A 24,504-nucleotide genomic window follows, 5' to 3' on the forward strand; every position below is an offset into this window, starting at 1 on the left:
ACCTCTCCTCTTCACCGAATCTGAATATCGGGTATGGTCCGGAGATGACACATTCCAAGCCGGCGGGAAAGCCCCTGACGATGCGGGTCCGCGAAGCGCTCGATGCCGTAGCGGAACCGGCGCGGGCGCCGGCGATGCAGGCCTATATGAAATCGGCGATGCCCTATCTCGGCGTCGCGAGCGTGCCGCGACGTGTCGCGCTGAAGTCGGTCTTCGCCGGTATCGATTGGCCCGACAGCCTCGCGTGGCAAGCGGACGTGCTCGCCTTGTGGCGCGGCGCCACCCATCGCGAGGAGCGTTATGCGGCGATCGACCTCACCGCCGTGAAGGCCGCAAGACGGTTTCAGCGGATCGACGTTTTGCCGATGTACGAGGAGATGATCGTCACCGGCGCGTGGTGGGACTATGTCGACGAAATCGCTGGGCACCGGTTATGGACGTTGCTGCAGAACGACCGTGCCACGATGCGCGAGGCGATGCTGGCCTGGTCGACCGACACGGATATGTGGAAGCGGAGAAGCTCGATCCTCTGCCAATTGCCCGCCAAGCGCGAGACAGATCTCGATCTGCTTTACGCCTGTATCGAACCGTCGATCGGATCGGCCGAATTCTTCCTGCGCAAGGCAATCGGCTGGGCGCTGCGCCAATATGCCTGGACAGATCCGGATGAAGTCGCACGTTATGTCGCTGCGAGCGAGGATCGGCTGAGCGGCCTGAGCAAACGCGAAGCGCTCAAGAATAGTGGCAAGCGGAGAGGCGGATGACGACAATCACCGGTGGATGTCTGTGCGGGCAATTGCGCTATGAAGCACGGGGCGAAGCGGACGGCATGGGTTTTTGCTATTGCGCCGACTGCCGCAAGGCATCGGGGTCGGGCTTCATTCCGTTCATGGGCTTTGCCGCCAGCGCGCTGACGATCACGGGACGCACGCATCAATTCCATTCCCCGGCGATGCGCGGCGGCAGTGCCACACGCAATTCGTGCCCTGAGTGCGGCGGGCTGGTGTTCGGCGGCATCCATGGCGTGCATGACAGCCACACCATCTATGCCGGTTCGCTCGACGACCCGGCGCACTTCAAACCGACGCTGGCGATCTTCGTCCGCGACAAACCCGATTGGGTCGCCATGCCTGAGGGGTTGGCCGTGTTCGAAACGATGCCGGGTTGAGGCGATCGACCTCCTAATCTCCCCTCCCTGCAAGGGAGGGGATAAAGGGGTGGGTGTAGCGACGGGCGAGGCTCGATGCCTCGTCCGTTGCTGTTTTGGCAATCGATCAATGAGTCTTTGTAAGCGCGCAGACGCGCGCACCCACCCCCAGCCCCTCCCTGCAAGCAGGGAGGGGAGTGCATAAGACCGCAGGATTTGACTCTTAAATAGCTATCTGGCTATATAGCTATATGGCTATCGAATCACACCCTCTCGACGCGACCTTTGCCGCGCTCAGCGATCCCACTCGTCGCGCGATCCTTGCCCGGCTGGCGCTGGGCGAAGCGACGGTGTCCGAGCTCATGCAGCCCTTCGCGCTCAGCCAGCCGACCATCTCGAAGCATCTCAAAGTGCTCGAACATGCCGGGCTGATCGAGGGCGGGCGCGACGCGCAACGCCGGCCGCGGCGGTTGCGCGCGGAAGCGATGAAGGATGCCGCCGACTGGATCGAGCGGTTCCGGGACCAATGGGACCGCCGTTTCGACAATCTCGACCGCCACCTCGCCGCCACCAAGAAGGAGACTTGAATGCCTGCCCCAGCTATCGCCGCCAACGCGCCGGGTTTCACGATCGACCGTGCCGCTCACGCCCTTCGCTTCGTCCGTGACGTCGCCGCGTCGCCCGACGCCGTGTTCACGGCCTGGACCACGCCCGAGAGCATGCGCCTCTGGTGGGACGCCGGCGGCGAGCCGCTCTCGCGCTGTGAGATCGACCTGCGCATCGGCGGCGAGTTCCTATTCGTCTCGCCCAGCCATGCGCATATGGCGTTCACCGGAACCTATCGGCGGATCGAACCGCCGCACCTGCTCGAGTTCGAGGCGATGGATGCGATCGGTCGCGTGATGCTCGCCGATCATGACGGCGGCACGCGGATGACGGTGGAAATCGTCTGCCGCTCGGACGAGCATCTCGACAACTATATCAGGCTCGGCGTCGCCAACGGCACGAGCCAGACCCTCGACAATCTCGTCGCCCATCTCGGCTGATCCCCGGCCGCGCCGCCCCTTGCCTCCGGGGGCGGCGCCTTGTTTTGCGATGTTGGAACAAGTCGGGCAGAACACGCCGAACAAGTCGCTGAATTGCCGGGTCCGCACGGTTCGGGCATTGCGGCTCGATAATATCGCCGGGAGGAATTGATGCGCTTCGACAATCGCGCCGTGCCAATCGCACTCGCGGCGGTGCTGATTGATACGATCGGGTTCGGGATCGTCATGCCGGTCTTCCCCAAGCTGATCACTCAGCTCGGCCATATCGACCTGGAGCAGGCCACGCGTGTCGCGGGCTATATGCTCGTGGTTTTCTCGGTGATGCAATTCTTCGCCGGACCGGTGCTCGGCAATCTGTCCGACCGCTTCGGGCGGCGGCCGATATTGCTGACCTCGATGCTATGCTTCGGGATGGATTATGCGTTGATGGCCTGGGCGCCGACGCTCGGCTGGCTGTTCCTGGGTCGTGCGATCGCCGGCGCGGCGGGTGCGGTCTATGGCCCGGCCGGATCGGTCATCGCCGACGTCACGCCGCCCGAAAAGCGCAGCGCGACCTTCGGGCTGATCGGCGCGGCATTCGGCATCGGCTTCATCCTCGGCCCGGCGCTTGGCGGCCTGCTCTCGAGCTTCGGGCCGCGCGCTCCGTTCGTCGCGGCCGCCGCGCTGGCGCTGCTCAACGCCGCGACGATGTTCCTGTTCATGCCGGAAACGTTGAAGCCTGAGAATCGTCGTCCGTTCCATCTGCGCGACGCGCATATCGTCGGCGCTTTCCGTCCCCTGTTCCACGCCGGAAATGCCGCGCCGCTGCTGCTCGCCTGGTTCATCTGGCAGCTCGCGCACATGGTCTATCCGTCGACCTGGTCATTCTGGGCGACGATGCGCTTCGGCTGGGATGCGCGCGCGATCGGCTGGAGCCTGGCCTTCGTCGGCTTCATCATGGCGTGCGTGCAGGCCGGCCTGACCGGCCCGGTGATCAGGCGCATCGGTGAGCGCAAGGCGATGGTCGTGGGGATGTGCTCCGCCGGAACCGCCTTTTACCTGTTCGCCTTCGCCACCGCCGGCTGGCAGGCTTACCTGCTGATGGCGGTCAGCGCGTTCCAGGGCTTCGTCTTCCCGGCGTTCAACGGCCTGTTATCGCGCATGGTCGATGCGACGCGTCAGGGGCAATTGCAGGGCGGGATCGGCAGCATGGGCAGCGTGTCGTCGATCGTGGGACCGCTCGTTCTGACCCAGGCCCTGGCCGCGGGCGATCATCACGGATTTACCGGCGCGAATTTCCTGGTCGCGGCGTTGCTGGTGACGATCGCGCTAGGCATCATCCTCTGGAAAGTGCTCGATCGCGTGCCGGCGGCGGCACCGGTTGCGGTTGCCGAAGGCTGAGCCTTACGTCAGGCGGCTATTGCTCCCTTCCCGGCCGCCGCGTCAGCGCGACGTCGAGGTGACCGCCGGCGTCGAGCAACGTCACCTCCCCGGTGATCGCGCGGGCGATGGGATCGAGCAATTGCACGATCGGTCCGGCGATATCATCGGGTCCGGCGGCGAATCCCATCGGCACGCGGCTGGCGATATTCTGGTTGAGCCGCTCGAACCCTTCCGCGCCCAGCCTCTTCTCGAACCAGCCGGTGCCGACATAACCCGGGGCAACCGCGTTGACCCGGATGTGCGGCGCCAACACGCGCGCCAGGCTCTTGGTCAAGGTGATCAGCGCGCCTTTCGACGCAGCATAGGCGACCGACGATCCCATCCCGAACACGCCCGCGACGCTGGCGACGTTGACCACCGCCGACGCATCCTGGTCGCGCATCGCCGGCGCGCAGGCGCGCACCATCTGAAACGCGGCGACGGTATTGAGCCGATAGATGTCGACGAAGTCCTCGGCATCGAGCGCGTCGAGGTCCTCATGATTGGCGAACTTGGTCCGCCCGGCATTGTTGACTAGGAAGTCGATCCGCCCGAACGCGTCGAGCGCGGCCTGCGCCAGCGCGCGACATGCGGCATCCTCGACGATATCGGCCTGCACCGCGATCGCGCCATTGCCGACCTCGGCCGCCACCGCCTCCGCATCTTCCCGGCTGGACGCGTAATTGACCACGCAGCGCACGCCTCGCGCCGCCAGCATCCTTACGGTCGATGCGCCGATGCCCGTCCCGCCGCCGGTGACGATCGCGACGCGGCCGTCCATCCCGGTGTTCATGCCGCCGCACTCGGGCGTGCGGACACGCGGTCGTACCAGGCTCTCAGCGCCGTCGCGTCCTCGGGCATGTCCACGCCGATGAACTTGCCGAAATCGATCGTCGTCTGCAGCACGATATCGGCCATCGAATATCCTCTTCCGTCGAGAAACTGACGCTCGGTCAGCGCCGTGTCGAACTCGCGCATCACCGTGTCGATCCGCGGACGGTTGCTCTCGCCGAATTCGGTATATTGCTTGGGCACGACGCGCGCGGTGAAGGGATGCGTGTGCACCCACACCATCGCGATCGGGTTCATCAGGCGAAGTTCGACGCGGCGGGTCCACATGTCGACCTCAGCCTGCCCCTGGGCGCCCACGCCGAACAAGGGCGGTTCGGGATTGAGCGCCTCGAAATAGCGGCAGATCGACACGCTCTCGGTGATGACGGTGCCGTCATCCAGCCTCAGGCACGGCACCTGCCCGAGCGGATTGACCGCGCGATACGCCTCGCCCTTGTGCTCGCCTTTCGGGATCGACACCTTTTCGCTCGGAACGGTCAGCCCTTTTTCGGCGAGATAGATTCGCACGCGCCGCGGGTTGGGCGCGGGATTGACCGCATCGTAGAACAGCATCGACTCCCCCTTGATTCCATTTTTCGAATATCGCGTATGGCATTTCGTGGCGGCTTCGCCTAGCGACTCACGGCAAGTTTGAGGAGAGATCATGAGCGCTGACGCCTTGCTCACCAGTGACTTCGCTGCCCTGCCCGACATTATTCGCGACCATGCCGAGGAACGCGGCGGCAAGACCGCCGTAGCCGACGGCGAGGGCAGCTACAGCTATACCGAACTCGACGCGATGATGGACCGCGTCGCGGCCGCGCTGCAGCGTGACGGCGTCGACCAGGGTCAGTCGGTGGCGATCATCTCCGCCTCGTCGATCGCTTATGCGGCAGTGTTCCTGGGAACGTTGCGTGCCGGCTGTGTCGCGGCGCCACTGGCGCCCTCCTCGACGCCGGAGGCGCTTGCCGCGATGATCGCCGATTGCGGCGCGCCGATCGTCTTCCTCGATGGCGACAACCAGGCGGCGATCGCGCAGCAGCCAATCGCCGCGAAACAGATTCGTCTCGACACCACCGAGTTCGAGGCGTGGCTGGCACCACCGGGCAGCAAGCCCCGCCCAGTGACGATCGACCCCGTCGATGGCTTCAACATCATCTATTCGTCGGGCACCACCGGCACGCCCAAGGGGATCGTCCAGTCGCACCGCATGCGCTGGTCGCATATCGGCCGCAACTCCGCGGGCGGCTACGGCGAGGCGGTGACAATGAATTCCACCCCGCTCTATTCCAATACGACGTTGGTCAGTTTCCTTCCCACGTTGGGTTGGGGAGGCACCGTCGTGCTGATGAAGAAGTTCGACGCGCGCCGCTTTCTCGAGCTTGCCGAAAAGTTTCGCGTGACACACGCGATGCTGGTGCCGGTCCAATATCAGCGGATCATGGCCGTTCCCGACTTCGACACGTTCGATCTGTCGGCATTCCGGCTGAAGACGTCGACCAGCGCCCCCTTCTCCGCCACGCTCAAAGCCGACATTCTCAAGCGCTGGCCCGGCCGCCTGATCGAATTCTACGGAATGACCGAGGGTGGCGCCTCGACGGGACTCGATTGCACCGAATATCCCGACAAGCTGCACACCGTCGGGCAGCCGCTGCCAGGCCATGATATGCGGCTGATCGACGATGACGGGAACGAGGTCGCGCAAGGCGAAACCGGGGAAGTCGTCGGCCGCTCACCGGCGATGATGACCGGCTATCACGGCCGCAAGCAGGCGACCGCCGACGCCGAATGGTACGACAAGGAGGGCAATCGCTTCATCCGCCACGGCGATATCGGCCGGTTCGACGAAGACGGTTTCCTGATCCTGATGGACCGCAAGAAGGACCTGATCATCTCGGGCGGGTTCAATATCTACCCGGTCGATATCGAAGCGGTGCTCAAACAGCACCCTGCGGTCGTAGAATGCACCGTGATCGGCGTACCGTCGGAAAAGTGGGGCGAGACGCCGGTCGGATTCTACGTCCCCAATAGCGGCGTCGATGCCTCGGCCGACGAGATCATGGCGTGGACCAATAACCAGCTCGGCAAGACGCAGCGCCTGTCGGCACTCCATCCGATCGACGAATTGCCACGGAGCGCGATCGGAAAGGTGCTCAAGCGCGAATTGCGCGATCGCCTGACAGCGCAGCCGGCATAATCACAAGAACAAGGGGAATTCATGCCGGGTTTGAAGCAGATCATCGATGCCCTCGAACCGATCGAGGGCGGCTGGCGGGGCAGCATCCCCGACACCTGGCTGCAGGGACGGACGAGCTATGGCGGCCTGTCGGCAGCGCTCGCGCTTCATGCGGCGCAACAGTCGGACACCGACCTGCCGCCGCTGCGATCCGCGCTGGTCGCGTTCATCGGCCCGTTGTCCGGCGAGATCGTGATCCGCGCGAGCCGCCTGCGCCGTGGCCGTAACGCCGCCTTCATCCAAGCCGATGTCGAGAGCGAGGCCGGGCTCGGGCTGCGCGCGACATTCGTGTTCATGAGCGCGGTCGAGTCCAAGCTGGATCATCAGGTCGGCACCGCACCGGCCTTTCCACGCCCGCAAGCCGGCGACACGACCTTCAAAGGCAATTCAGCGGTATCCTTCGCGCAGAATTTCGAACTGCTCGACCGGCGCGATGCGACGGTGGGGCCGGCCGAATGGTTGCGCTGGGTACGATTGAACGAGCGCGACGGAATCGATCCGATGGTGGAGCTGATCGCGGTGGCCGATTGCCTGCCGCCCGCCGCGCTCAAGCTGATCGGCGGACCGGCGCCGTGCAGCTCGATGACCTGGCAACTCAACCTGCTCGGCGCGCAGCCGCGAACGACCGACGGATGGTGGCTGCTCAGGACCAACGCCGATTATGCCAAGGCCGGAAGCTCGAGCCAGGAAATGATGATCTGGAATGCCGATGGCAAGCCCATCGCCGAGCAGATGCAGAGCGTCGCTATCTTCGCCTGACGCGAAGGCTTTCCCTTGTAGTGCGACAATTTGCGACAATTTCGTCGTGGACTGACATGCCCGGGCGACACAGAGGAACCACAAGTCCTTGGATGGCGGGGAATGACCCTTCGCCCGATCGAGGACAACGGGATGAATCGAGTGTTTCTTGCCGCGGCGCTCGCGAGCGCAAGCTTCATGGCGGTAGCCTTGGTCGGGCCGACCGCGGCGCAGACCGCCCCGGCCGCCCGAGGCGATGCCAATGGCGACGGCGTGCTTTCGCGCGACGAGGCAATGGCTCAGGCCGATGCGCGGTTCGATCGCCTGGATGCCAACAAGGACGGCAAGCTGACGCCCGACGAGATGCAGCCGCGCCGGCCGATGAGCGGAACCGCGCCGGCGGCGTCTGCCCCACCGCCGGCTGACGGCGCATCCCCACCGCCGCCCCCGCCCGGACCGGGCGGTCGCGGCTTTGGCGGGCGAATGTTCGCCCGGCTGGATACCAACGGCGACGGGGTGATCGACCGCGAGGAGTATCGCGCACAGGCCGCGCAGCGTTTCGACCGCATGGACACCAACAAGGACGGCAAGGTCGACGCGGCCGAGCGCCAGGCGGCGCGCGACGCAATGGAACAGATGCGCGGTCGACGCGGCAACGGCGGAGACATGCCGCCGCCGCCCGCGCCAGCGGACAAGCCCGGGCAGTAATCCCCATATGCCCTGGCTGCCGGGCGGGTGCCCCTCCTCACCCGCCCGGCCCTCCTTTTAGAATTCGAGGGGTTTTCAGGGGGCCGATAGATGCTAAGCGACGTGCCGATGGGCGGCACTCCCCATATTCTGCTGGTTGATGACGAGCGCTCGATCCGCGAGCCGCTGGCGCAATATCTGACCAAGCAGGGCTTTCGCGTCACCCAGGCGGGCGATGCCGAAAGCGCGCGTACCCGGATGGCGGCCTATGCCATCGATCTGATCATTCTCGATATCATGATGCCAGGCGAGGACGGGCTGAGCCTGTGCCGCCATATCCGCGCGACCGGCGATATCCCGGTCATCCTGCTGACCGCCAAGAGCGAGGAGACCGACCGCATCGTCGGGCTCGAAATGGGTGCCGACGATTATGTCGTCAAACCCTTCTCCCCCCGCGAACTGGCAACCCGCACCCGCGTCATCCTCCGCCGCGCCGCCGGCAGCGGCGCGCGTCAGCACGCACCTGAAAGCGGATCCTATGCCTTCGCCGGCTGGGTGTTGAAGTCCGGCGAACGCGCGTTGGTCGACCGCGAAGGCGTGTCGGTACCCTTGTCGACCGGCGAATATAATCTGCTGCTGGCGCTGGTATTGCGCCCGCGCCAGGTGCTCACGCGCGACCAGTTGCTCGACCTGACCCAGGGCCGCGAGGCGATGGCGTTCGATCGCGCGATCGATAACCAGGTCAGCCGACTGCGACGCAAGATCGAGCCCGATCCCAAGAACCCCACCGTCATCAAGACGGTTTGGGGCGGTGGCTACACGCTCGCTGCCGAAGTCACGCGCCTGTGAGATTATGGCCGCGCAACCTGCCCGGCCAGATGGCGGTACTGGTCGCCATTGCCTTGTTCGTGGCCCAGGCGGTCAACTTCGGGCTGAGCCTGCGGGATCGGCAGGCGTTCCGGCTCGAACAGACGGTTGGGCCGGTCGCGGCACGGATCGTCGACGCATCGCAGGGTCCCCGCAACCGGCATGACCGGCCGCTCGACATCGCGCCCGCTCCCCCGGTCGGCGACGAGACGCCCTGGGACCGGTTCCGCTCGCGCCCCTGGCCGTCCAATCCGATCGAGGGAGGGCTGCGGCGACGACCAGATATCGAGGAAGCGCTACGCACGCGACTCAACGAGGCCGGCGTCCCCGTCGGCCAGGTTGTGACGGGAATCCGCCCGCTGCGCTCCGACGACCCGCGTTTCGGCAAGATGTCGCGCGTCCGGGCGCAGCGCTATCGCTTCGTCCAGCACGAGTTGTTGATCGCCGTCGAGCAACCCAAGGTCGGCTGGTGGGCGGCCTCGATTCCCTGGCAGGATTCGGAATGGCCGTTCCTGTCGCGGCTGATCGGCCAGACATTGGTGCTCTACGCGATCGTCTTGCTGCCGGTGCTGCTGGCGACGCGACGCATCGCCCAGCCGCTGAGGTCGCTGGCCAACGCGGCGCAGCGTTTCCATCCCGGTGAAGCGGACGGTCCGATCACCGAAAGCGGCCCACACGACGTCCGCACGCTGATCACCGCGTTCAACGACCTCCGCACGCGGGTGAGTGCGATGCTCGAGGAAAAGGACCGCATGCTGGGCGCGATTGGGCACGATTTGCGCACGCCGCTGGCGGCGCTTCGCGTCCGCATCGAATCGGTCGAGGATGACGACGACCGCGCACGCATGGCGGACACGATCGACGAGATGAACCGCACGCTCGACGACATATTGTCGTTGGCGCGGCTCGGGCGGCCGAGCGAACAGGCGACCGAAGTCGACCTCGCCGCTTTGGTCGATGCGGTGGTCGAGGATTTCCGCGACCTCGGCATGCCGGTCGAGTTCGCCGAGGTCGAACGGCTGACGATGCATTTGCGGCCGTCGCTGATGCGCCGCGCGATCCGCAATTTGATCGAGAATGCGGTCAAATATGGCGGCGGCGCGGAAGTGTTCCTTCGGTCCGACGTCAAGGCAGTCGAGATCATAGTGTGCGACGAGGGCCCGGGCATCCCGTCCGACCGCATCGCCGAGGTGTTCGAGGCGTTCACGCGGATCGAGGGATCGCGCAACAAGGAAACCGGTGGAATCGGCCTCGGCCTGGCGCTGGCGCGGGCAATCGTACGCGAAGCGCGCGGCGATATCCGGCTGGAGAACCGCCCGGAAGGCGGGCTGGCCGCAACGATCACGCTGCCACGTTAGGCTCCGCGCTCGTCCTCACCCGCAGCATCGCCAACGCCGCCAGCACCAGCACCACCGCGCCGCACGCCATCGTCCAGACCGGCTCGGTCGGAAAGAAGGTGCGGATAATCGCCCCCATCACGGTCGCGACCAGCAGCTGCGGCACCACGATAAAGAAGTTGAAGATGCCCATATAGATACCGAGCTTGTGCTGCGGCAGCACGCCGGCCAAAATGACGTAGGGCATCGTCAGGATCGACGCCCAGGTGAAGCCGATCCCGACCATCGGCAACAGCAACATCCACTGGTCGCGAATGACCAATAGCGACGCGAAGCTGACGGCGCCAATCAACAGGCACAGCATATGGGTCTTTTGCGCCCCGATCCGCTTCGCCATCACCGGCAACACGAACGCGGCCAGTGCGGCGACGCCGTTATAGACCGAGAACAGCACCCCGACCCAGTCGGCGCCGTCATTATAGGCCTTGCCCGTGGTGTCGGTCGACTGGAACACGTACTGCGCCACCACCGGAGTGGTGTAGATCCACATGATGAACAGCGCGACCCAGGAGAAGAACTGGACCAGCGCCAGCCGCTTCATCTGATCGGGCATGCGCGCCATATCACTCATGATCTGGACCAGCGCGTTTCTGCCCCCGTTACGGGCCATCGCCGCGGCGACGAGCGCCAGTACGCCGAACGCGGCCAACGCCCCGCCCAGCACGTAAAGGTCGCGCTCGAGCGCGAACCACCGCACGATGCCGATCACCACCAAACCGCCAAGCAGCCACCAAAGGCCGCCATGGAGCGCGGCGGGATGGCCGTCATGGCCAAAGACGTCGGTGTCGCCAAAACCGCGCATCTGGTCGGGCGAATATTCGCGTACCGTCAGCACTGTCCACATTACGGCGGCGAAGATCGCGATCGCACCGAGATAGAAAGCGTAATGTACCGAATCGGGGACGCCACCCGATGGTGCGACATTGCTCACCCCCAACTTGGCCATGGCGAACGGCGCCAGGCTGCCGAGCACTGCGCCCGCCCCGATGAAGGCGGTCTGGAAGGCATAACCTGTCGTGCGTTGCGACGGCGCGACCATGTCGCCGACAAAGGCGCGAAACGGCTCCATCGAGACGTTGATCGATGCGTCCAGCATCCACAGCAACAGCGCGGCCGCCAGCAGCGCCGAGGCGTTGGGCATACCGATCAGCGCCAGCGCCGCCAGCGTCGCACCGGCCAGGAAATAGGGTCGGCGGCGCCCAAACCGTCCCCAGGTGCGGTCGCTGAAATGGCCAATGATCGGTTGGACGAGTAATCCGGTGACCGGCCCGGCAATCCATAGCAGCGCCAGACTGCCGACATCGCTGCCCAGCGACTGGAAGATCCGGCTGATGTTCGCGTTCTGCAGCCCGAACGCGATCTGGATGCCGAAAAAGCCGAACGAAATATTCCACAGCCCGCGCCAGGTCTGGCGCGGTTTCTCCACCGGAAGTCCGCTCATGCCCTGGACGCCGTCGAGCGCCGAACGACCAATCGCGGCGGCAGCATCGCCGCCTCGACCGGCTGCGCGCGGATCTGACGCAACAGCGTATCGACCAACGCGGCCCCGGCCTTGGCATAATCCTGCGCGATCGTGGTCAGCGGCGGATGCGACAGGCTGGCCGCCGGAATATCGTCGAACCCGACGATCGACACATCGCCGGGCACGTCGAGCCCTGCTTCCTCGAACGCGCGCATCGCGCCGATCGCGATCAGGTCGCTGCCCGCGAAGACCGCATCGAAGCGCACACCGCGCCGCAGCAATTCGATCGCAGCCTCGTACCCCGACGCTTCCGTGGTGATCGCATCGACCTGCAGCGATGGATCAGGGTCGATCCCTGCTTCGAGCATCGCCGAACAAATGCCGCGATAGCGATCGGCGAGTTCGGGCGAATGGCTCGACACCTGCCCCAGGAACGCGATCCGACGGCAGCCCAGCCCGATTAAGTGCGCACCAGCGTCGCGCCCGCCGCGCACATTGTCGCAACCGATCGTCGTTCCCGGCTGGCCTGTCTGGACTGATCCCCAGCGCACGAAATGCGTGCCCTGCGCCTCGAGTTGTTCGAGCCGCGCGCGATACGTCTCGTAATCCCCATAACCGAGCAGGATAATGCCATCGGCCTTGTGGCTGTCCTCATAATCGACATGCCAGTTCGACGAGAGCTGCTGGAACGAGGTGAGCAGATCATAACCGCGCAGCGCGCAGGTTCGCGCGATCGATCCGAGCATGGAGAGGAAGAACGGGTTGATCAGCGAATCGTCAGGCGTCGGGTCCTCGAAGAACAATAGCGCCAACGTATTGGTGTGGCGGCTGCGGAGGGACGAGGCGTTCTTGTCGACCTTGTAGTTGAGTTGCGCCGCGATCGCTTCGATCCGCTTGCGCGTCGCCTCGCTGACGGTCGGGTCGCCACGCAGCGCGCGCGACACGGTCGGTTGGGATACGCCGGCGCGTTGGGCGATATCGAACGACGTCGGTTTGTCGGTTAGCATTGCCCGACGGCTTCTCCCGCTGCCGGCCGTCGTTTGCGGCCGATTGGGCGCGAGTGTAGCGGGCAGCGCGGCGGCGCGATAGGGCCCGCGCGCGTAAAGAGTGTCCGGCAAATCATCCCTCCCCAGCCGCCCTTTTGTCGCGGGGCGATCGATGGAGACTAGGCGCGCGGCTCACCCGCCGGAACGCGATCACATACGTATTCAACGGGTACGGCCCGGCGAGCGTGGCACAATGTCCACACAAAAAGGAGGACAGGATGCTGAAATCGATCGCACTCGCGCTGCTGGCGGGACTGACGCTGACGCCCGCGACGGCGGCAGCCGGTCCTGCCGATCCTTACGCGCCCAAGCCGTACGTGACGCTGAAGCATCCCGCTTGGTCGAAGGATGCGGTCCTCTATCAGATCAATACCCGCCAGTTCACGCCCGAAGGCACGTTCCGTGCCGCGGAGAAGCAATTGCCTCGGCTGAAGGCGCTCGGCGTCGACATCCTCTGGCTGATGCCGATCCATCCGATCGGCGTGCAGAACCGCAAGGGCGGCCTCGGCAGCCCATATTCGGTCAGGGATTATTACGGCGTGAACCCCGAATTCGGGACGCTCACCGACCTCAAGTCGTTCGTCGCGACCGCCCATCGGCTGGGCATGCACGTCATTCTCGACTGGGTCGCCAATCACACTGCCTGGGACAATCCGATCCATGCGGCGCATCCCGATTGGTACGAGCATGACTGGAAAGGCGCCAATCGCCCCACGCCGTGGTGGGACTGGTCCGACATCATCGACCTCGATTATTCGAAGCCCGGCCTGCGCCGCTACATGACCGACGCGATGACCTATTGGGTGCGCACCGCCGGCGTGGATGGGTTCCGCTGCGACGTCGCCGGCTATGTCCCGCTCGATTTCTGGGAGACTGCGCGGCGCCAGCTCGACAGCATCAAGCCGGTCTTCATGCTGGCCGAGTTCGACCAGCGCGATGTCCACCGCAAGGCGTTCGACGCGAGCTACGCGTGGAAATGGAACAACGCGATGGCGGACATCGCCGCAGGCAAGGCCGATGTCGGCGCGCTGTTCGGTTATTATTCGGAAACGGAGAGCGCGTGGCCAGCCGAGGCTATGCGCATGGTCTATACCGAGAATCACGACCAGAATGCTTGGGAGGGCACCGAATTCGAACGCTTCGGCAAGGAGTTGCCTAGCGCAATCGCGCTGTCGTTCGTCGGCGAAGGTATCCCGCTGATCTACAATGGCCAGGAGGCGGGCAATCCCAAACGGCTCAAATTCTTCGAGCGCGATCCGATCGAATGGCGCGACCACCCCAATAACGATCTGTTCCGCCGCCTGATCGCGTTCCGCAAGGCGCATCCGGCACTGTCGAATGCACCCTGGGGCGCCCCGATGACTCCGGTCGTCAACAGCGTCCCATCCAAGGTGCTGTCGTTCGTGCGTCAGAAGAACGGCGACAAGGTGCTGGCGTTGTTCAATCTGTCGGGCGAGACCCAGGCCGTAAGCTTTACCGACGGGCCGAGCGACGGACGCTACCTCGATTTCGCCGACGGTTCGCCAGTGACCGTGACACGATCGACCAGCATCGAATTGGCCCCGTGGAGCTATCGCATCCTTGCCGGAAGGACACGCTGACCCGGCGATGCAACCGGGCAACACCGCCGACTGCATAATCCTGAATACGTATGTGGCCAACTTGGCCGGTTACCGACCGCAACATAAGCGCAGCACATCCGAACGCGCCGTGTCGGTCGCGTCGATGCCGCAAGCCAAACATGGCGTGGCCGCAAGGGGAGGAATTGATGACTACTTACCGTTCGAACCGTCGTGTCCAGCTCGCGCAGCGCGTGAGTGGCATCGCGCTTGCCGGCGCGCTGGCGATGGTCGCCTCGCCAGCCTCGGCGCAGGATGCGCCTGCCGCGCCCGTCCCACAAACCGATGATCAAAGTGCAGCGGCAGGACCCGATATCCAGGTCACCGGTATCCGCGCCTCGCTCGAATCGTCGGCGCGTACCAAGCGCAATTCCACGCTGATCGTCGATTCCGTCTCGGCCGAGGACATCGGCAAGCTTCCCGACGTTTCGATCGCCGATTCGCTCGCCCGACTGCCCGGCGTCACCGCCCAGCGGCTCGAAGGCCGCGACCAGCGCCTGTCCATCCGCGGCATGGGCCCCGACTTCAGCACCACGCTGCTGAACGGCCGTGAGCAGGTCACCGTCGGCGACAATCGCGGCGTCGAATACGACCAATATCCGTCGGAATTCTTCAAGAACGTCAACGTCTACAAGAGCGCCGACGCGTCGCTGGTCGCGGCTGGCATCGCCGGCACGGTCGATCTGCGCATGCTCCGGCCGCTCGCGTCGAAGAACGCGTTCGTCATCTCGGCGCGCGGCCAGATGAACGGCATCAAGTCGCTCAATCCGGACTCGGCGCGTTTCGGCTATCGCGGATCGGCGACCTATGTCGGCAAGTTCGCCAACGACACGTTGGGAATCGCGCTGGGCGTATCGGCCAGTTCGACGCCGTCGCAGGACGAGCGCTACAATGCCTGGGGCTATGCCACCGACAATAACGGCAATCTGATCCTCGGCGGCGCCAAACCCTATGTCCAGTCGAACGTACTGAAGCGTTATGGCGGCGTCGCGACGATCGAATATCAGCCGAGCGACAATTTCCATTCGACGTTCGACGCGCTCTATTCGAACTTCAAGGAAACCCAGAAGCTCCGCGGCATCGAATTCCCGTTGTGGTGGGGCGCCGGCACGTCGGCCACCAACATTACCACGGTCAACGGCTTCGACACGGCAGCGACCTACAGCAACGTCGTCGGCGTCCAGCGCAACGACTATAACCGCCGGACCGCTGACAATTATTCGTTCGGCTGGAACAACGAGATCAAGCTGAACGACAGCCTGCGCCTGACGGTCGACGCGAGCTGGTCGCGCGCCAAGCGCACCGACTTCCTGCTCGAAACCTATACGGGCACCGGCTATAACCGTTCGGGCGCGACCGACACGGTCCGTATCGAGCAACAGAAGAACGGCACGTTCACCATCGTGCCGACGCTCAACTATGCCGATCCTTCGCTGTTCAAGCTGACCGACCCCCAGGGTTGGGGCTATAACGGCACTCAGACGGTGGTCCAGGCGGGCTTTCTCAATCGCCCCAGCTTCACCGACGATATGAAGTCGCTGCGTGCCGATTTGGCCGGTGAGTTCTCAAATAGCGTGATCAAGAGCTGGCAGGTCGGCGCGAATTTCAGCCGGCGCAAGAAAATCAGCGCCTATACCTCGTACTTCCTGTGCCCGAAGGGCGCGGGCACCAACTGCACCGTGGCGAGCGGCACGCCGACCTCCGCGCCCGTCCCGTCGGACGCGCTGATCGGGGAGAATGTGTCGCTGGGTTATCTGGGCGTTCCCCAGATGCTCACGCTTGATCCGCTCTATCTCTACAACAACTCGTTCGCCTCCTTCTATGACAACCGCCCAGGTTCGCTGGTGCGCGACAACGACGTCATCGAGAACGTTTGGACCGGCTACGCCAAGCTGAACATCGACGGTATCGTCGGCGGCAAGGCATTGAAGGGCTCGATCGGCGTGCAGGTCGTGCATACCAACCAGAGCTCCGACGGCACGATTTCGAACTTCTCGAACGGCGTCGTCACCATCGTCCCGGTAAGCGGCAAAGTCAGCTATACCAACGTCCTACCCAGTGCGACCATGTCGCTCGAAATCATGCCGGCGACCTATATCAAGCTGGGTGCCGCCCAGACGATGGTGCGGCCGCGCCTCGACCAGGAGCGGATCAACCAGGAGTTCACCGTCACGCCGACCAATATCGGCAACCCGGTCGCCCTCAACAGCCCGTTCAGTTCCAACGGCGGCAATGTCGCGCTGCGCCCCTATCAGTCGACCAACATCGATCTGTCGGTCGAAAAGTATTTCGCCGGCGGCGGCTATGTTGCTGTCGCGGGCTATTTCAAGCACCTGACCAAGTTCGTCGATCCGAACAACTCGCTGCCGTTCGACTTCACCGGGGCTCTCGGGCAATTGACCCCTGCCGATCGCGCTATCGTTGTGGCGAACGGTTGGACGACAGGCCTGTCGAGTTCGCCTGACAATACCGGGCGCGGCGAGATCCTCGGCATGGAAGCAACGCTGTCACTGCCGTTCAAGAACCTGACCAGCGCGCTCGACGGTTTCGGCTTCTTCGGCAGCGCATCGTACAATTACAGCAGCATCAAATATGGCAGCAATCCGACCCAGCCGATCACCCTGCCCGGCCTGTCGGATTGGGTCGGCAGCGCGGAACTCTATTTCGAGAAATGGGGCTTCCAGGCCCGGGCCAGCTATCGGTACCGGTCGACCTTCCTCGGCGAAGTCGCCGGCCTGTCGGCCGCTCCGACCTATCGCCAAGCCAAAGCGGAAGGGATTCTGGATGCCCAGATCGGCTATGAATTCCAGTCCGGCGCGCTGAAGGGCTTCTCGATCCTCGCGCAGGCCAAGAACCTGACCGATCGACCGTTCGTGACCTATCAGAACAACGATCCGCGCCAAGTGATCGACTATCAGCGTTACGGCCGCGATTATTATCTCGGTATCACGTACAAGTTCTAAGGCTTGTCGGGGGCCGGGGTCTTAGGCCCCGCCCCCGGCGCGACAGTTCTCGATCCGGGATCACAGCGTGCAGCAGGACCAGCCAGTCACGATCGTGATCGCAGGCGGCGGCACCGCTGGTTGGATGACCGCGGCCGCCCTGGCGCGCTTTCTGGATCGCAATTTTCGTATTTGCCTGGTCGAATCCGACGACATCGGAACGGTCGGGGTCGGCGAAGCGACGATTCCGCAGATTCTGCTCTACAACAACGCGCTCGGCCTGGATGAAGATGCTTTCGTCAGGTCGACGCAGGGCACGTTCAAGCTGGGCATCGAATTCGTCGACTGGATGCGTCCTGGCCACCGCTACATGCACGCGTTCGGCGCCGTGGGGCGCGACGTCGGTCTTATCACGTTCCAGCATTATTGGCTCCGCGCGCGCCGTCTCGGATTGGCGAAGGCGCTCGACGCCTATTCCCTGAACGAAATCGCCGCACGCGCTGGCAGAATGCACCGTGGCGGCCCGATCACCGGCAACGCAATTCCAGCGATGCCTTACGCCTATCACTTCGACGCTGGCCTCTATGCCGCTCTTCTTCGCCAATTGGCCGAGGCGGGTGGTGTCGATCGCGTCGAAGGAAGGATCGTCAAAGTCGATCGGCACGGCGAAGATGGCGACGTCGCGGCAATTCAGCTCGCCTCCGGTGAGCGCATCACGGGCGACCTGTTCATCGACTGCAGCGGATTTCGGGGGCTGCTTATCGAACAGGAGCTCAAGACCGGTTTCGAGGATTGGAGTCATTGGCTTCCCTGCGATCGAGCGCTTGCCGTACCGAGCGAGCGCGCGGCGGACTTCACCCCCTATACACGTGCGTCTGCGCGGCCGGCGGGATGGCAATGGCGCATCCCGCTGCAGCATCGCACGGGCAATGGCCATGTATATTGCAGCGATTTCATGAGCGATGACGAGGCGACAGCGACCTTGCTCGCCGGGCTGGATGGCGCCGCGCTCGCCGAGCCGCGTGCGTTACGCTTCATTGCAGGCAAGCGTCGTCTGGCGTGGAATCGCAACGTCGTCGCGATCGGCCTGTCTTCGGGTTTTCTGGAGCCCCTGGAGTCAACCAGCATCCATCTGATCCAGTCGGCCATTTCGCGGTTGCTGAAACTACTGCCCGGGCGCGAGATTCGCGAGGCGGACCGCGTCGAATATAACCGCCAGACCGATTTCGAGATCGAGCGCATTCGCGATTTCATCGTCCTCCATTATTATGCCAATGGTCGCGACGAGCCTTTCTGGCAGATGCGCCGCCAAATCGCGCCGCCGGACAGCCTGCACGCAAAGATCGAGCTTTATCGCGCGAATGGGCACATCTTTCGTGAAAACGAAGAATTGTTCACCGAAGCTGGCTGGCTCCAGGTCTTTGCCGGTCAGGGCGTCGAACCTGCCGGCTATCATCCGCTCGCGGACGCCATCTCCAAGGCCGACCTGACCGAATATCTGGGCGCTATCGAAGAACTCTACGCGCGCGAAGCAAGCCGCATGCCCAGCCATGTCGATTTCATCGCGCAGCATTGCGCCGCCCCTCCCCGGAGCATAACCGCATGAAGAATGCCGCACGCCTGGCTCTTGCCTTGTCGATGCCCCTCGTCATGGCACAGCCCGCGACCGCGAAGCCCGGTCGCGCCGCCGCTTCCGGCCCGGCGCCGGTCGCAGCCGCTCCCTCGTCCTACCGCGATCGCCTGCCCGAGGACGAAGTGATCTATTTCGTCCTGCCCGACCGGTTCGAGAATGGCGATCCGAAGAACGACACCGGCGGCCTGAACGGCGATCGGCTCGTCACCGGGTTCGATCCGACCGCCAAGGGCTTCTATCACGGCGGTGACCTCAAGGGCTTGCTCAAACGGATCGACTATATCCGGGCGCTGGGCGCGACCGCGATCTGGGTCGGGCCGATCTTCAAGAACAAACCGGTCCAGGGACCCAAGGGTAACGAGTCCGCCGGCTATCATGGCTATTGGATCACCGATTTCACTCGGGTCGATCCGCATTTCGGCACCAATGCCGACTTCAAGACCCTGGTCGACGCCGCGCATGCGCGCGGGATGAAGGTCTATATGGACATCATCGCCAACCACACCGCGGACGTGATCAAATATCGCGAGTGCGAGGCGGACAAGCCCTGCGCCTATCGCGGCCGTGCCGACTATCCGTACACGCGCAAGGGCGGCGTGAACGGCCCCGCGATCAACCCCGGTTTTCTCGGCGACGGCATCGCCACGCCGGAGAATTTCTCCAGGCTGACCGATCCTAACTGGGCCTATACGCCTTACCTCCCCAAGGGCGAGGAGAAGGCCAAGGTCCCCGCCTGGCTCAACGATCCGATCTATTACCACAATCGCGGCGATTCGACCTTCTCGACCGAGGATTCCCAGCTCGGCGATTTCTCCGGTCTCGACGATCTGATGACCGAAAATCCGCGCGTGATCGCGGGCATGATCGACATTTTCGGCAAGTGGATCGACGATTTCGGGATCGACGGCTACCGCATCGATACCGCGCAGCATGTCGACCCGGCCTTCTGGCAGGCGTTCGTCCCGGCGATGCTCGCGCGGGCCAAGGCGAAGGGCATCTCCAACTTCCATATCTTCGGGGAAGTCTTCACCGGCGACCTCGACGTCGCTCGTCTCGCGGCGCACACGCGGGTCGACAAGCTTCCCGCCGTGCTCGACTTCGCCTTCGAGCGCGCGGTGGCCGATACGGTCGCCCGCGGCGCCCCGACGAGCGAGCTGTTCCACATGTTCTTCGGCGACCCCGCTTATGCGAATGGCGAGGCCACCGCGCGGACGCTGCCGACGTTCCTCGGCAACCACGATATGGGCCGCTTCTCGATGTTCGTGAAAGCCGGCATGCCCCAGGCGAGCGACGACGAGGTGCTGAAGCGCGTCATCCTCGGCCATGCGATGCTGCTGACGCTGCGCGGCGTGCCAACGATCTATTATGGCGACGAACAGGGCTTCGTCAGCAAGGGCAACGACCAGTTGGCGCGCGAGGACATGTTCGGCAGCAAGGTCGCGGTGTACAACGATACCAAGCTGCTCGGCACGACCAAGACCACCGCCACGCCCAGCTTCGGCACCGACAATCCGATCTTCAAGGCGATCGCCGAGCTTGCCCGCATCCGCACCAGCCATCGCGCACTGACTCGCGGACGCCAGGTGCCGCGCGCCTGGGGCGACAAGCCGGGCCTGTTCGCGGTGTCGCGGTTCGACCCCGACACCGGCAAGGAAGTGCTGATTGCGTTCAACACCTCGACCGCGCCGCTCACCGCCAACGTGCTGGTCGACGACGCCTCCACCGCTTTCACCGCGCTGCATGGCGCGTGCGAAGCCAAAGTCGCAGCGCCGGGTAGCCTGAAGGTCAGCCTCGCTCCTCTCGACTTCATCATTTGCGAGGCCCAGTGAACGACGCCGCCCGCCTGCCCTCCGTCCAGACCACTCGCGAATGGTGGCGCGGGGCGGCGATCTATCAGATCTATCCGCGCAGCTTCGCCGACACCAACGGCGACGGCATCGGCGACTTGCCCGGCATCACCGCGCATCTCGACCATGTCGCGAGCCTGGGCGTCGATGCGATCTGGCTGTCGCCCTTCTTCACCTCGCCGATGCTCGATTTCGGCTATGACGTGTCGGATTATTGCGACGTCGATCCGATCTTCGGCACGCTAGCGGACTTCGACGCGTTAGTGGCGCGCGCCCACGAGCTCGGGCTCAAGGTGCTGATCGATCAGGTCTATTCGCACAGCAGCGACCGCCACCCCTGGTTCCTGGAAAGTCGCGCCGATCGCACCAATCCCAAGGCGGACTGGTATGTCTGGGCCGACGCCCGGCCCGATGGTTCGCCGCCCAACAACTGGCAGTCGGTATTCGGTGGCCCCGCCTGGACGTGGAGCGCGCCGCGGCGGCAATATTACATGCACAATTTCCTGCCCGAGCAGCCGCAGCTCCATATGCATTTGCCGGCGGTGCAAGAGGCGATGCTCGACGTCGCGAAATTCTGGCTCGACCGCGGCGTCGACGGTTTCCGCATCGATGCAATCAACTTTTCGATGCACGATCCCGCCTTGACCGACAACCCGCCGGCACCTCCGGGGCCGCGCACGCGGTCGTTCGATTTCCAACTGCACATCCACAACCAGAGCCAGCCGGAAATCCCGACATTCCTCGAGCGTCTGCGCGCCCTGCTCGACCGCTACGGCGCGACCTTCACCGTGGCGGAGGTCGGCGGTCCGAGCCCGGAGGCCGAAATGCACGCCTTCACGCAAGGCGATCGCCGGCTCAATTCGGCGTACGGCTTCAATTTCCTCTACGCCGAGAAGCTGACGCCGGGCCTGGTCCGCGACGCGCTTGCGCAATGGCCCGATGCGCCCGGCACCGGCTGGCCGAGCTGGGCGTTCGAGAATCACGACGCTCCCCGCGCCATTTCGCGCTGGGCCGGTCCCGCGCATCGCGACGCCTTCGCGCGGATGAAGCTCATGCTGCTCGTCTCGCTGCGGGGAAATATCTTCCTCTATAATGGCGAGGAACTCGGCCTGACCCAGGTCGACATCCCGTTCGAAGCGCTGCGCGACCCCGAAGCGATCGCCAATTGGCCGCTGACCCTGTCGCGCGATGGTGCGCGCACGCCGATGCCCTGGCGGGCGGATGCCAACGACCATGCCGGGTTCAGCTCGGGCGCGCCCTGGTTGCCGATCGGCGCCGATCATCTCGGGCTGGCGGTCGATCGCCAGAACCAGGATCCGGATTCGTTGCTCAACCTGACGCGGCACCTGCTCGCATTCCGCCACGCGAGCGACGCGCTGATGCGCGGCGATGCGCGGGTGATAGAGGCAAGCGAAACGATCCTGGCGATCGAGCGATCGACGGCGGACGAGTCCATGCTGTGCGTGTTCAACATGTCGCCCGAACCCGTCGAATGGCGCCCGGCCCAGCCCGATAGCTGGCGCACGGAGCAAACCGTCGGCCAAGTGATCGACTGGCGGTTCGGCAGCTATGCGGCGATGATCGCGCGCCGGATATAAGCGAGCCGGGGCGACCGATCGCGTCACACCCAATAGCGAGACGAGGAGCAATCGCTTCGAGGCCCAAAAGTGGCCCTTGGCTTCCTCGTCCTATCGCGGTCGCTCGCTTGGCACGATTTTCGGCGGCGATCGACTCCCGGCATGCGCGATCATCGAAGAACGCGGACTGTCTCATAAAAAGGGCGCTTCATGCTCAAAATAAAGGGAAATAGGTGATTAACGACATCCGGTCGTGGACAGCCAAAGCGCGGAAGAGTAGATTTCCGGAATATTCCCAAAATAATAATTCGGTCGCACAGCGAATTTTGGCAGAAGGATAACGCCCTTTCTGCTGAAGGAAGGAGTGTGATTGAATCTGCCTCGCCGATGACGCGACTCGTCGGGTAATTGCCGCTCCTCTGGAGTAGAGCTCCCGCGATATAATGACATAATAAAGACATATCCGTTGCGGACCCTGGTCTCGCAACCACGATGCCGTCCGTCTTTTGTCATTAAATGTTTCGTTGGCGCGATAATACGAAGTTTCCGAGTCGCCAAACAATTATAACTGAATCGTGATGACGCATTTCGTCTGACGAATTGCGATGGATCGTCTGCGTCACTTTAAATCATCAACAAATAATGTGTCAGGAGAAAGTTATGCCTCAGATAACGTTAGCCGAACGGCTAAAGAGCTTTAACCTGGACCTGGGCACGGCGAACCCCGCCGATATCGACGTTCCGGCCAATCAGGAACTGGTGCTCGATGCCTCCAACACCAAGTTCAAGGCGAACCTGAAATATCTGGAGCCGAAGAGCCTCGATGACGTGAAGAAGTGGCTCGGCAATCCGGACGAAGCGCTCGCCAAACCGACCGTCGGTGTCCGGACGATCGCCTCGGCGCTCAGTATCGCCCCATCGCGCGCCGTGGCGACGTCGATGCTGCCGTCCGCCATCATCCCGGTCCAGCCCAGCTATACGCAGGCGGAATCGGACGATCTCCACTTGCTGGCGAGCGCCTATGTCTACGGCCACAGCTCCAGCGTCGATGTTAAGCAGAAGCCCGCGCTCGACTCGTGGATCGCGAACCTGAAGGTCAGGATCCCGGTGTTCGTGTTCAACAACATCAACGTGGCCGCGGGCGCCACGCTGCACGTCAATATCAGCGCGCTCTTCGCCAACTACATCACGGTCGAGAATACCGGCCGGATCAAGCTGCGCGGCGGCAGCAAGACCTCGATCCACGCCGCGGGGTTCACCGGCAAGGGGCGTCAGATCGTGCTTCACCCGGGCGACGTGATCCGCCGTCCGCACTGACGCGAACGACCTCTAAAATCTCATTTTCTGCGGGAAGGATTTGAAATGGCGTATAATATTTTCATCAACGGCGACAATGGCGCGCCCGGCAGCAACGGGACGCCGGGCCATGACGGCGGCACCGGCGCCGAAGGCCAGAATGCAGTGTGCCACTGGGACGGCGATGACGCTGGCAAGCCTGGCGGCCCGGGCAATGGCGGTACCAACGGCTCGAACGGCACCAACGGCTTTGCCGGCCAGGATGGCGGTTCGCTGACCGTTTCGGTCACCGAGTTCATCACTGGCTTCAACGTCAATGGCCGTGGCGGCAATGGCGGCAATGGCGGTTCCGGCGGCAGTGGAGGTGCGGGCGGCGCCGGGGGGCCGGGCGGCAACGGCAAGGGCTGCGAGGACGACCAGGACGGCGGCATCGGCGGCGATGGCGGCAATGGCGGTCGTGGCGGCGACGGCGGTCGTGGCGGCAATGGCGGCAACGTCGTGATCAGATATTCGGCCGGCATCCCGACCCCCGAATATACCGCCGATATGGGCGGCGGCCAGGGCGGTACCGGCGGCACTGCCGGCGGCGGTGGCGCGCCCGGCCCGGGTGGACGTCGCGGCGGCGACAGCAATGCCAACGCGCAAGGGCATCCGGGAACGCCGGGGGCGACCGGCATGAACGGCGCGAATGGCGATCTGGGGACCGCCATCCTGTACCAGGTACCCTGAGCC

The 24,504-nt window shown here is 64.0% G+C and carries 21 protein-coding genes; 17 read left to right on the forward strand and 4 right to left on the reverse strand.

Features of this window, described 5'->3' with window-relative positions; genetic code table 11:
* Nucleotides 1-44: 44 nt before the first annotated feature.
* From SMA01S_RS04100 to SMA01S_RS04120, 5 genes are all read left to right on the forward strand, one after another.
* Nucleotides 45-764, forward strand: a complete 720-nt coding sequence (locus SMA01S_RS04100; protein WP_245649143.1) for a DNA alkylation repair protein — start codon at nucleotides 45-47, stop codon at nucleotides 762-764.
* Nucleotides 761-1,168, forward strand: a complete 408-nt coding sequence (locus SMA01S_RS04105; protein ID WP_066817705.1) for a GFA family protein — start codon at nucleotides 761-763, stop codon at nucleotides 1,166-1,168. Before SMA01S_RS04100 ends, SMA01S_RS04105 begins: the two co-directional genes overlap by 4 nt.
* Before the next feature lie 230 nt (nucleotides 1,169-1,398).
* Nucleotides 1,399-1,734 (forward strand): ArsR/SmtB family transcription factor, encoded by a 336-nt coding sequence (locus SMA01S_RS04110; protein ID WP_174543077.1) that lies wholly within the window; start codon nucleotides 1,399-1,401, stop codon nucleotides 1,732-1,734.
* The gene (locus SMA01S_RS04115) at nucleotides 1,735-2,193 is read left to right on the forward strand and encodes an SRPBCC family protein (protein ID WP_066817707.1); all 459 of its coding nucleotides are present in this window, start codon (nucleotides 1,735-1,737) and stop codon (nucleotides 2,191-2,193) included.
* Nucleotides 2,194-2,343: 150 nt separating this feature from the next.
* Nucleotides 2,344-3,573: an MFS transporter gene (locus SMA01S_RS04120; protein WP_174543079.1), complete on the forward strand. Its 1,230-nt coding sequence runs from the start codon at nucleotides 2,344-2,346 to the stop codon at nucleotides 3,571-3,573.
* 16 nt (nucleotides 3,574-3,589) lie between these two features.
* Here the strand turns inward: SMA01S_RS04120 and SMA01S_RS04125 are convergent, their stop codons facing one another.
* Together SMA01S_RS04125 and SMA01S_RS04130 are read right to left on the reverse strand one after the other, a co-directional pair.
* Complete coding sequence (locus SMA01S_RS04125) at nucleotides 3,590-4,387, reverse strand: SDR family NAD(P)-dependent oxidoreductase (protein ID WP_066817709.1); 798 nt, start codon at nucleotides 4,385-4,387, stop codon at nucleotides 3,590-3,592.
* Nucleotides 4,384-4,998: a glutathione S-transferase family protein gene (locus SMA01S_RS04130; protein WP_066817710.1), complete on the reverse strand. Its 615-nt coding sequence runs from the start codon at nucleotides 4,996-4,998 to the stop codon at nucleotides 4,384-4,386. Before SMA01S_RS04130 ends, SMA01S_RS04125 begins: the two co-directional genes overlap by 4 nt.
* Before the next feature lie 91 nt (nucleotides 4,999-5,089).
* On the opposite strand from SMA01S_RS04130, the gene SMA01S_RS04135 reads away from it, so the two are divergent.
* The 5 genes from SMA01S_RS04135 to SMA01S_RS04155 all read left to right on the forward strand — a co-directional run bounded on the left by SMA01S_RS04135 (nucleotide 5,090) and on the right by SMA01S_RS04155 (nucleotide 10,311).
* Complete coding sequence (locus SMA01S_RS04135) at nucleotides 5,090-6,622, forward strand: class I adenylate-forming enzyme family protein (protein ID WP_066817713.1); 1,533 nt, start codon at nucleotides 5,090-5,092, stop codon at nucleotides 6,620-6,622.
* Nucleotides 6,623-6,643: 21 nt separating this feature from the next.
* Complete coding sequence (locus SMA01S_RS04140) at nucleotides 6,644-7,420, forward strand: thioesterase family protein (RefSeq protein ID WP_066817716.1); 777 nt, start codon at nucleotides 6,644-6,646, stop codon at nucleotides 7,418-7,420.
* A 132-nt stretch (nucleotides 7,421-7,552) separates the two neighbouring features.
* Nucleotides 7,553-8,107 carry an EF-hand domain-containing protein gene (locus tag SMA01S_RS04145; protein ID WP_245649144.1) on the forward strand — a complete coding sequence of 185 codons (555 nt, stop codon included), beginning with the start codon at nucleotides 7,553-7,555 and terminating at the stop codon, nucleotides 8,105-8,107.
* Nucleotides 8,108-8,215: 108 nt separating this feature from the next.
* Complete coding sequence (locus SMA01S_RS04150) at nucleotides 8,216-8,935, forward strand: response regulator (protein ID WP_066817722.1); 720 nt, start codon at nucleotides 8,216-8,218, stop codon at nucleotides 8,933-8,935.
* Nucleotides 8,936-8,964: 29 nt separating this feature from the next.
* On the forward strand, nucleotides 8,965-10,311 hold the full coding sequence (locus SMA01S_RS04155) for a sensor histidine kinase (protein ID WP_084250045.1): 1,347 nt from the start codon (nucleotides 8,965-8,967) through the stop codon (nucleotides 10,309-10,311).
* Here the strand turns inward: SMA01S_RS04155 and SMA01S_RS04160 are convergent.
* Both SMA01S_RS04160 and SMA01S_RS04165 read right to left on the reverse strand, forming a co-directional pair.
* Nucleotides 10,295-11,791 carry an MFS transporter gene (locus tag SMA01S_RS04160; protein ID WP_066817727.1) on the reverse strand — a complete coding sequence of 499 codons (1,497 nt, stop codon included), beginning with the start codon at nucleotides 11,789-11,791 and terminating at the stop codon, nucleotides 10,295-10,297. The two genes, SMA01S_RS04155 and SMA01S_RS04160, sit on opposite strands and share 17 nt — an antisense overlap.
* Nucleotides 11,788-12,819 (reverse strand): LacI family DNA-binding transcriptional regulator, encoded by a 1,032-nt coding sequence (locus SMA01S_RS04165; protein WP_066818648.1) that lies wholly within the window; start codon nucleotides 12,817-12,819, stop codon nucleotides 11,788-11,790. Before SMA01S_RS04165 ends, SMA01S_RS04160 begins: the two co-directional genes overlap by 4 nt.
* A 257-nt stretch (nucleotides 12,820-13,076) precedes the next feature.
* On the opposite strand from SMA01S_RS04165, the gene SMA01S_RS04170 reads away from it, so the two are divergent.
* From SMA01S_RS04170 to SMA01S_RS04200, 7 genes are all read left to right on the forward strand, one after another.
* Nucleotides 13,077-14,459 carry an alpha-amylase family glycosyl hydrolase gene (locus tag SMA01S_RS04170; protein ID WP_066817729.1) on the forward strand — a complete coding sequence of 461 codons (1,383 nt, stop codon included), beginning with the start codon at nucleotides 13,077-13,079 and terminating at the stop codon, nucleotides 14,457-14,459.
* A gap of 167 nt (nucleotides 14,460-14,626) precedes the next feature.
* The gene (locus SMA01S_RS04175; RefSeq protein WP_084250083.1) at nucleotides 14,627-17,440 is read left to right on the forward strand and encodes a TonB-dependent receptor; all 2,814 of its coding nucleotides are present in this window, start codon (nucleotides 14,627-14,629) and stop codon (nucleotides 17,438-17,440) included.
* Nucleotides 17,441-17,507: 67 nt separating this feature from the next.
* The gene (locus tag SMA01S_RS04180; RefSeq protein ID WP_281179140.1) at nucleotides 17,508-19,025 is read left to right on the forward strand and encodes a tryptophan halogenase family protein; all 1,518 of its coding nucleotides are present in this window, start codon (nucleotides 17,508-17,510) and stop codon (nucleotides 19,023-19,025) included.
* A 44-nt stretch (nucleotides 19,026-19,069) separates the two neighbouring features.
* Nucleotides 19,070-20,881, forward strand: a complete 1,812-nt coding sequence (locus tag SMA01S_RS04185) for an alpha-amylase family glycosyl hydrolase (protein WP_066818657.1) — start codon at nucleotides 19,070-19,072, stop codon at nucleotides 20,879-20,881.
* The gene (locus SMA01S_RS04190; protein ID WP_084250047.1) at nucleotides 20,878-22,497 is read left to right on the forward strand and encodes an alpha-glucosidase; all 1,620 of its coding nucleotides are present in this window, start codon (nucleotides 20,878-20,880) and stop codon (nucleotides 22,495-22,497) included. The genes SMA01S_RS04185 and SMA01S_RS04190 overlap by 4 nt, the downstream gene beginning before the upstream one ends.
* Nucleotides 22,498-23,136: 639 nt before the next feature.
* On the forward strand, nucleotides 23,137-23,793 hold the full coding sequence (locus tag SMA01S_RS04195) for a hypothetical protein (RefSeq protein ID WP_066817731.1): 657 nt from the start codon (nucleotides 23,137-23,139) through the stop codon (nucleotides 23,791-23,793).
* A 45-nt stretch (nucleotides 23,794-23,838) separates the two neighbouring features.
* Nucleotides 23,839-24,501 (forward strand): hypothetical protein, encoded by a 663-nt coding sequence (locus SMA01S_RS04200; protein ID WP_066817733.1) that lies wholly within the window; start codon nucleotides 23,839-23,841, stop codon nucleotides 24,499-24,501.
* Nucleotides 24,502-24,504 lie beyond the last annotated feature (3 nt).

It is taken from the genome of Sphingomonas mali NBRC 15500, from assembly GCF_001598415.1.
GTDB lineage: Bacteria > Pseudomonadota > Alphaproteobacteria > Sphingomonadales > Sphingomonadaceae > Sphingomonas > Sphingomonas mali.

Coding starts and splice junctions, on each gene's coding strand:
- SMA01S_RS04150 (WP_066817722.1), top strand. CDS start 8,216: ATGGGCGGCACTCCCCATATTCTGCTGGTTGATGACGAGCGCTCGATC.
- SMA01S_RS04165 (WP_066818648.1), bottom strand. CDS start 12,819: ATGCTAACCGACAAACCGACGTCGTTCGATATCGCCCAACGCGCCGGC.
- SMA01S_RS04130 (WP_066817710.1), bottom strand. CDS start 4,998: ATGCTGTTCTACGATGCGGTCAATCCCGCGCCCAACCCGCGGCGCGTG.
- SMA01S_RS04100 (WP_245649143.1), top strand. CDS start 45: ATGACACATTCCAAGCCGGCGGGAAAGCCCCTGACGATGCGGGTCCGC.
- SMA01S_RS04105 (WP_066817705.1), top strand. CDS start 761: ATGACGACAATCACCGGTGGATGTCTGTGCGGGCAATTGCGCTATGAA.
- SMA01S_RS04160 (WP_066817727.1), bottom strand. CDS start 11,791: ATGAGCGGACTTCCGGTGGAGAAACCGCGCCAGACCTGGCGCGGGCTG.
- SMA01S_RS04115 (WP_066817707.1), top strand. CDS start 1,735: ATGCCTGCCCCAGCTATCGCCGCCAACGCGCCGGGTTTCACGATCGAC.
- SMA01S_RS04195 (WP_066817731.1), top strand. CDS start 23,137: ATGCCTCAGATAACGTTAGCCGAACGGCTAAAGAGCTTTAACCTGGAC.
- SMA01S_RS04140 (WP_066817716.1), top strand. CDS start 6,644: ATGCCGGGTTTGAAGCAGATCATCGATGCCCTCGAACCGATCGAGGGC.
- SMA01S_RS04125 (WP_066817709.1), bottom strand. CDS start 4,387: ATGAACACCGGGATGGACGGCCGCGTCGCGATCGTCACCGGCGGCGGG.
- SMA01S_RS04135 (WP_066817713.1), top strand. CDS start 5,090: ATGAGCGCTGACGCCTTGCTCACCAGTGACTTCGCTGCCCTGCCCGAC.
- SMA01S_RS04120 (WP_174543079.1), top strand. CDS start 2,344: ATGCGCTTCGACAATCGCGCCGTGCCAATCGCACTCGCGGCGGTGCTG.
- SMA01S_RS04175 (WP_084250083.1), top strand. CDS start 14,627: ATGACTACTTACCGTTCGAACCGTCGTGTCCAGCTCGCGCAGCGCGTG.
- SMA01S_RS04170 (WP_066817729.1), top strand. CDS start 13,077: ATGCTGAAATCGATCGCACTCGCGCTGCTGGCGGGACTGACGCTGACG.
- SMA01S_RS04200 (WP_066817733.1), top strand. CDS start 23,839: ATGGCGTATAATATTTTCATCAACGGCGACAATGGCGCGCCCGGCAGC.
- SMA01S_RS04110 (WP_174543077.1), top strand. CDS start 1,399: ATGGCTATCGAATCACACCCTCTCGACGCGACCTTTGCCGCGCTCAGC.
- SMA01S_RS04185 (WP_066818657.1), top strand. CDS start 19,070: ATGGCACAGCCCGCGACCGCGAAGCCCGGTCGCGCCGCCGCTTCCGGC.
- SMA01S_RS04155 (WP_084250045.1), top strand. CDS start 8,965: ATGGCGGTACTGGTCGCCATTGCCTTGTTCGTGGCCCAGGCGGTCAAC.
- SMA01S_RS04145 (WP_245649144.1), top strand. CDS start 7,553: ATGAATCGAGTGTTTCTTGCCGCGGCGCTCGCGAGCGCAAGCTTCATG.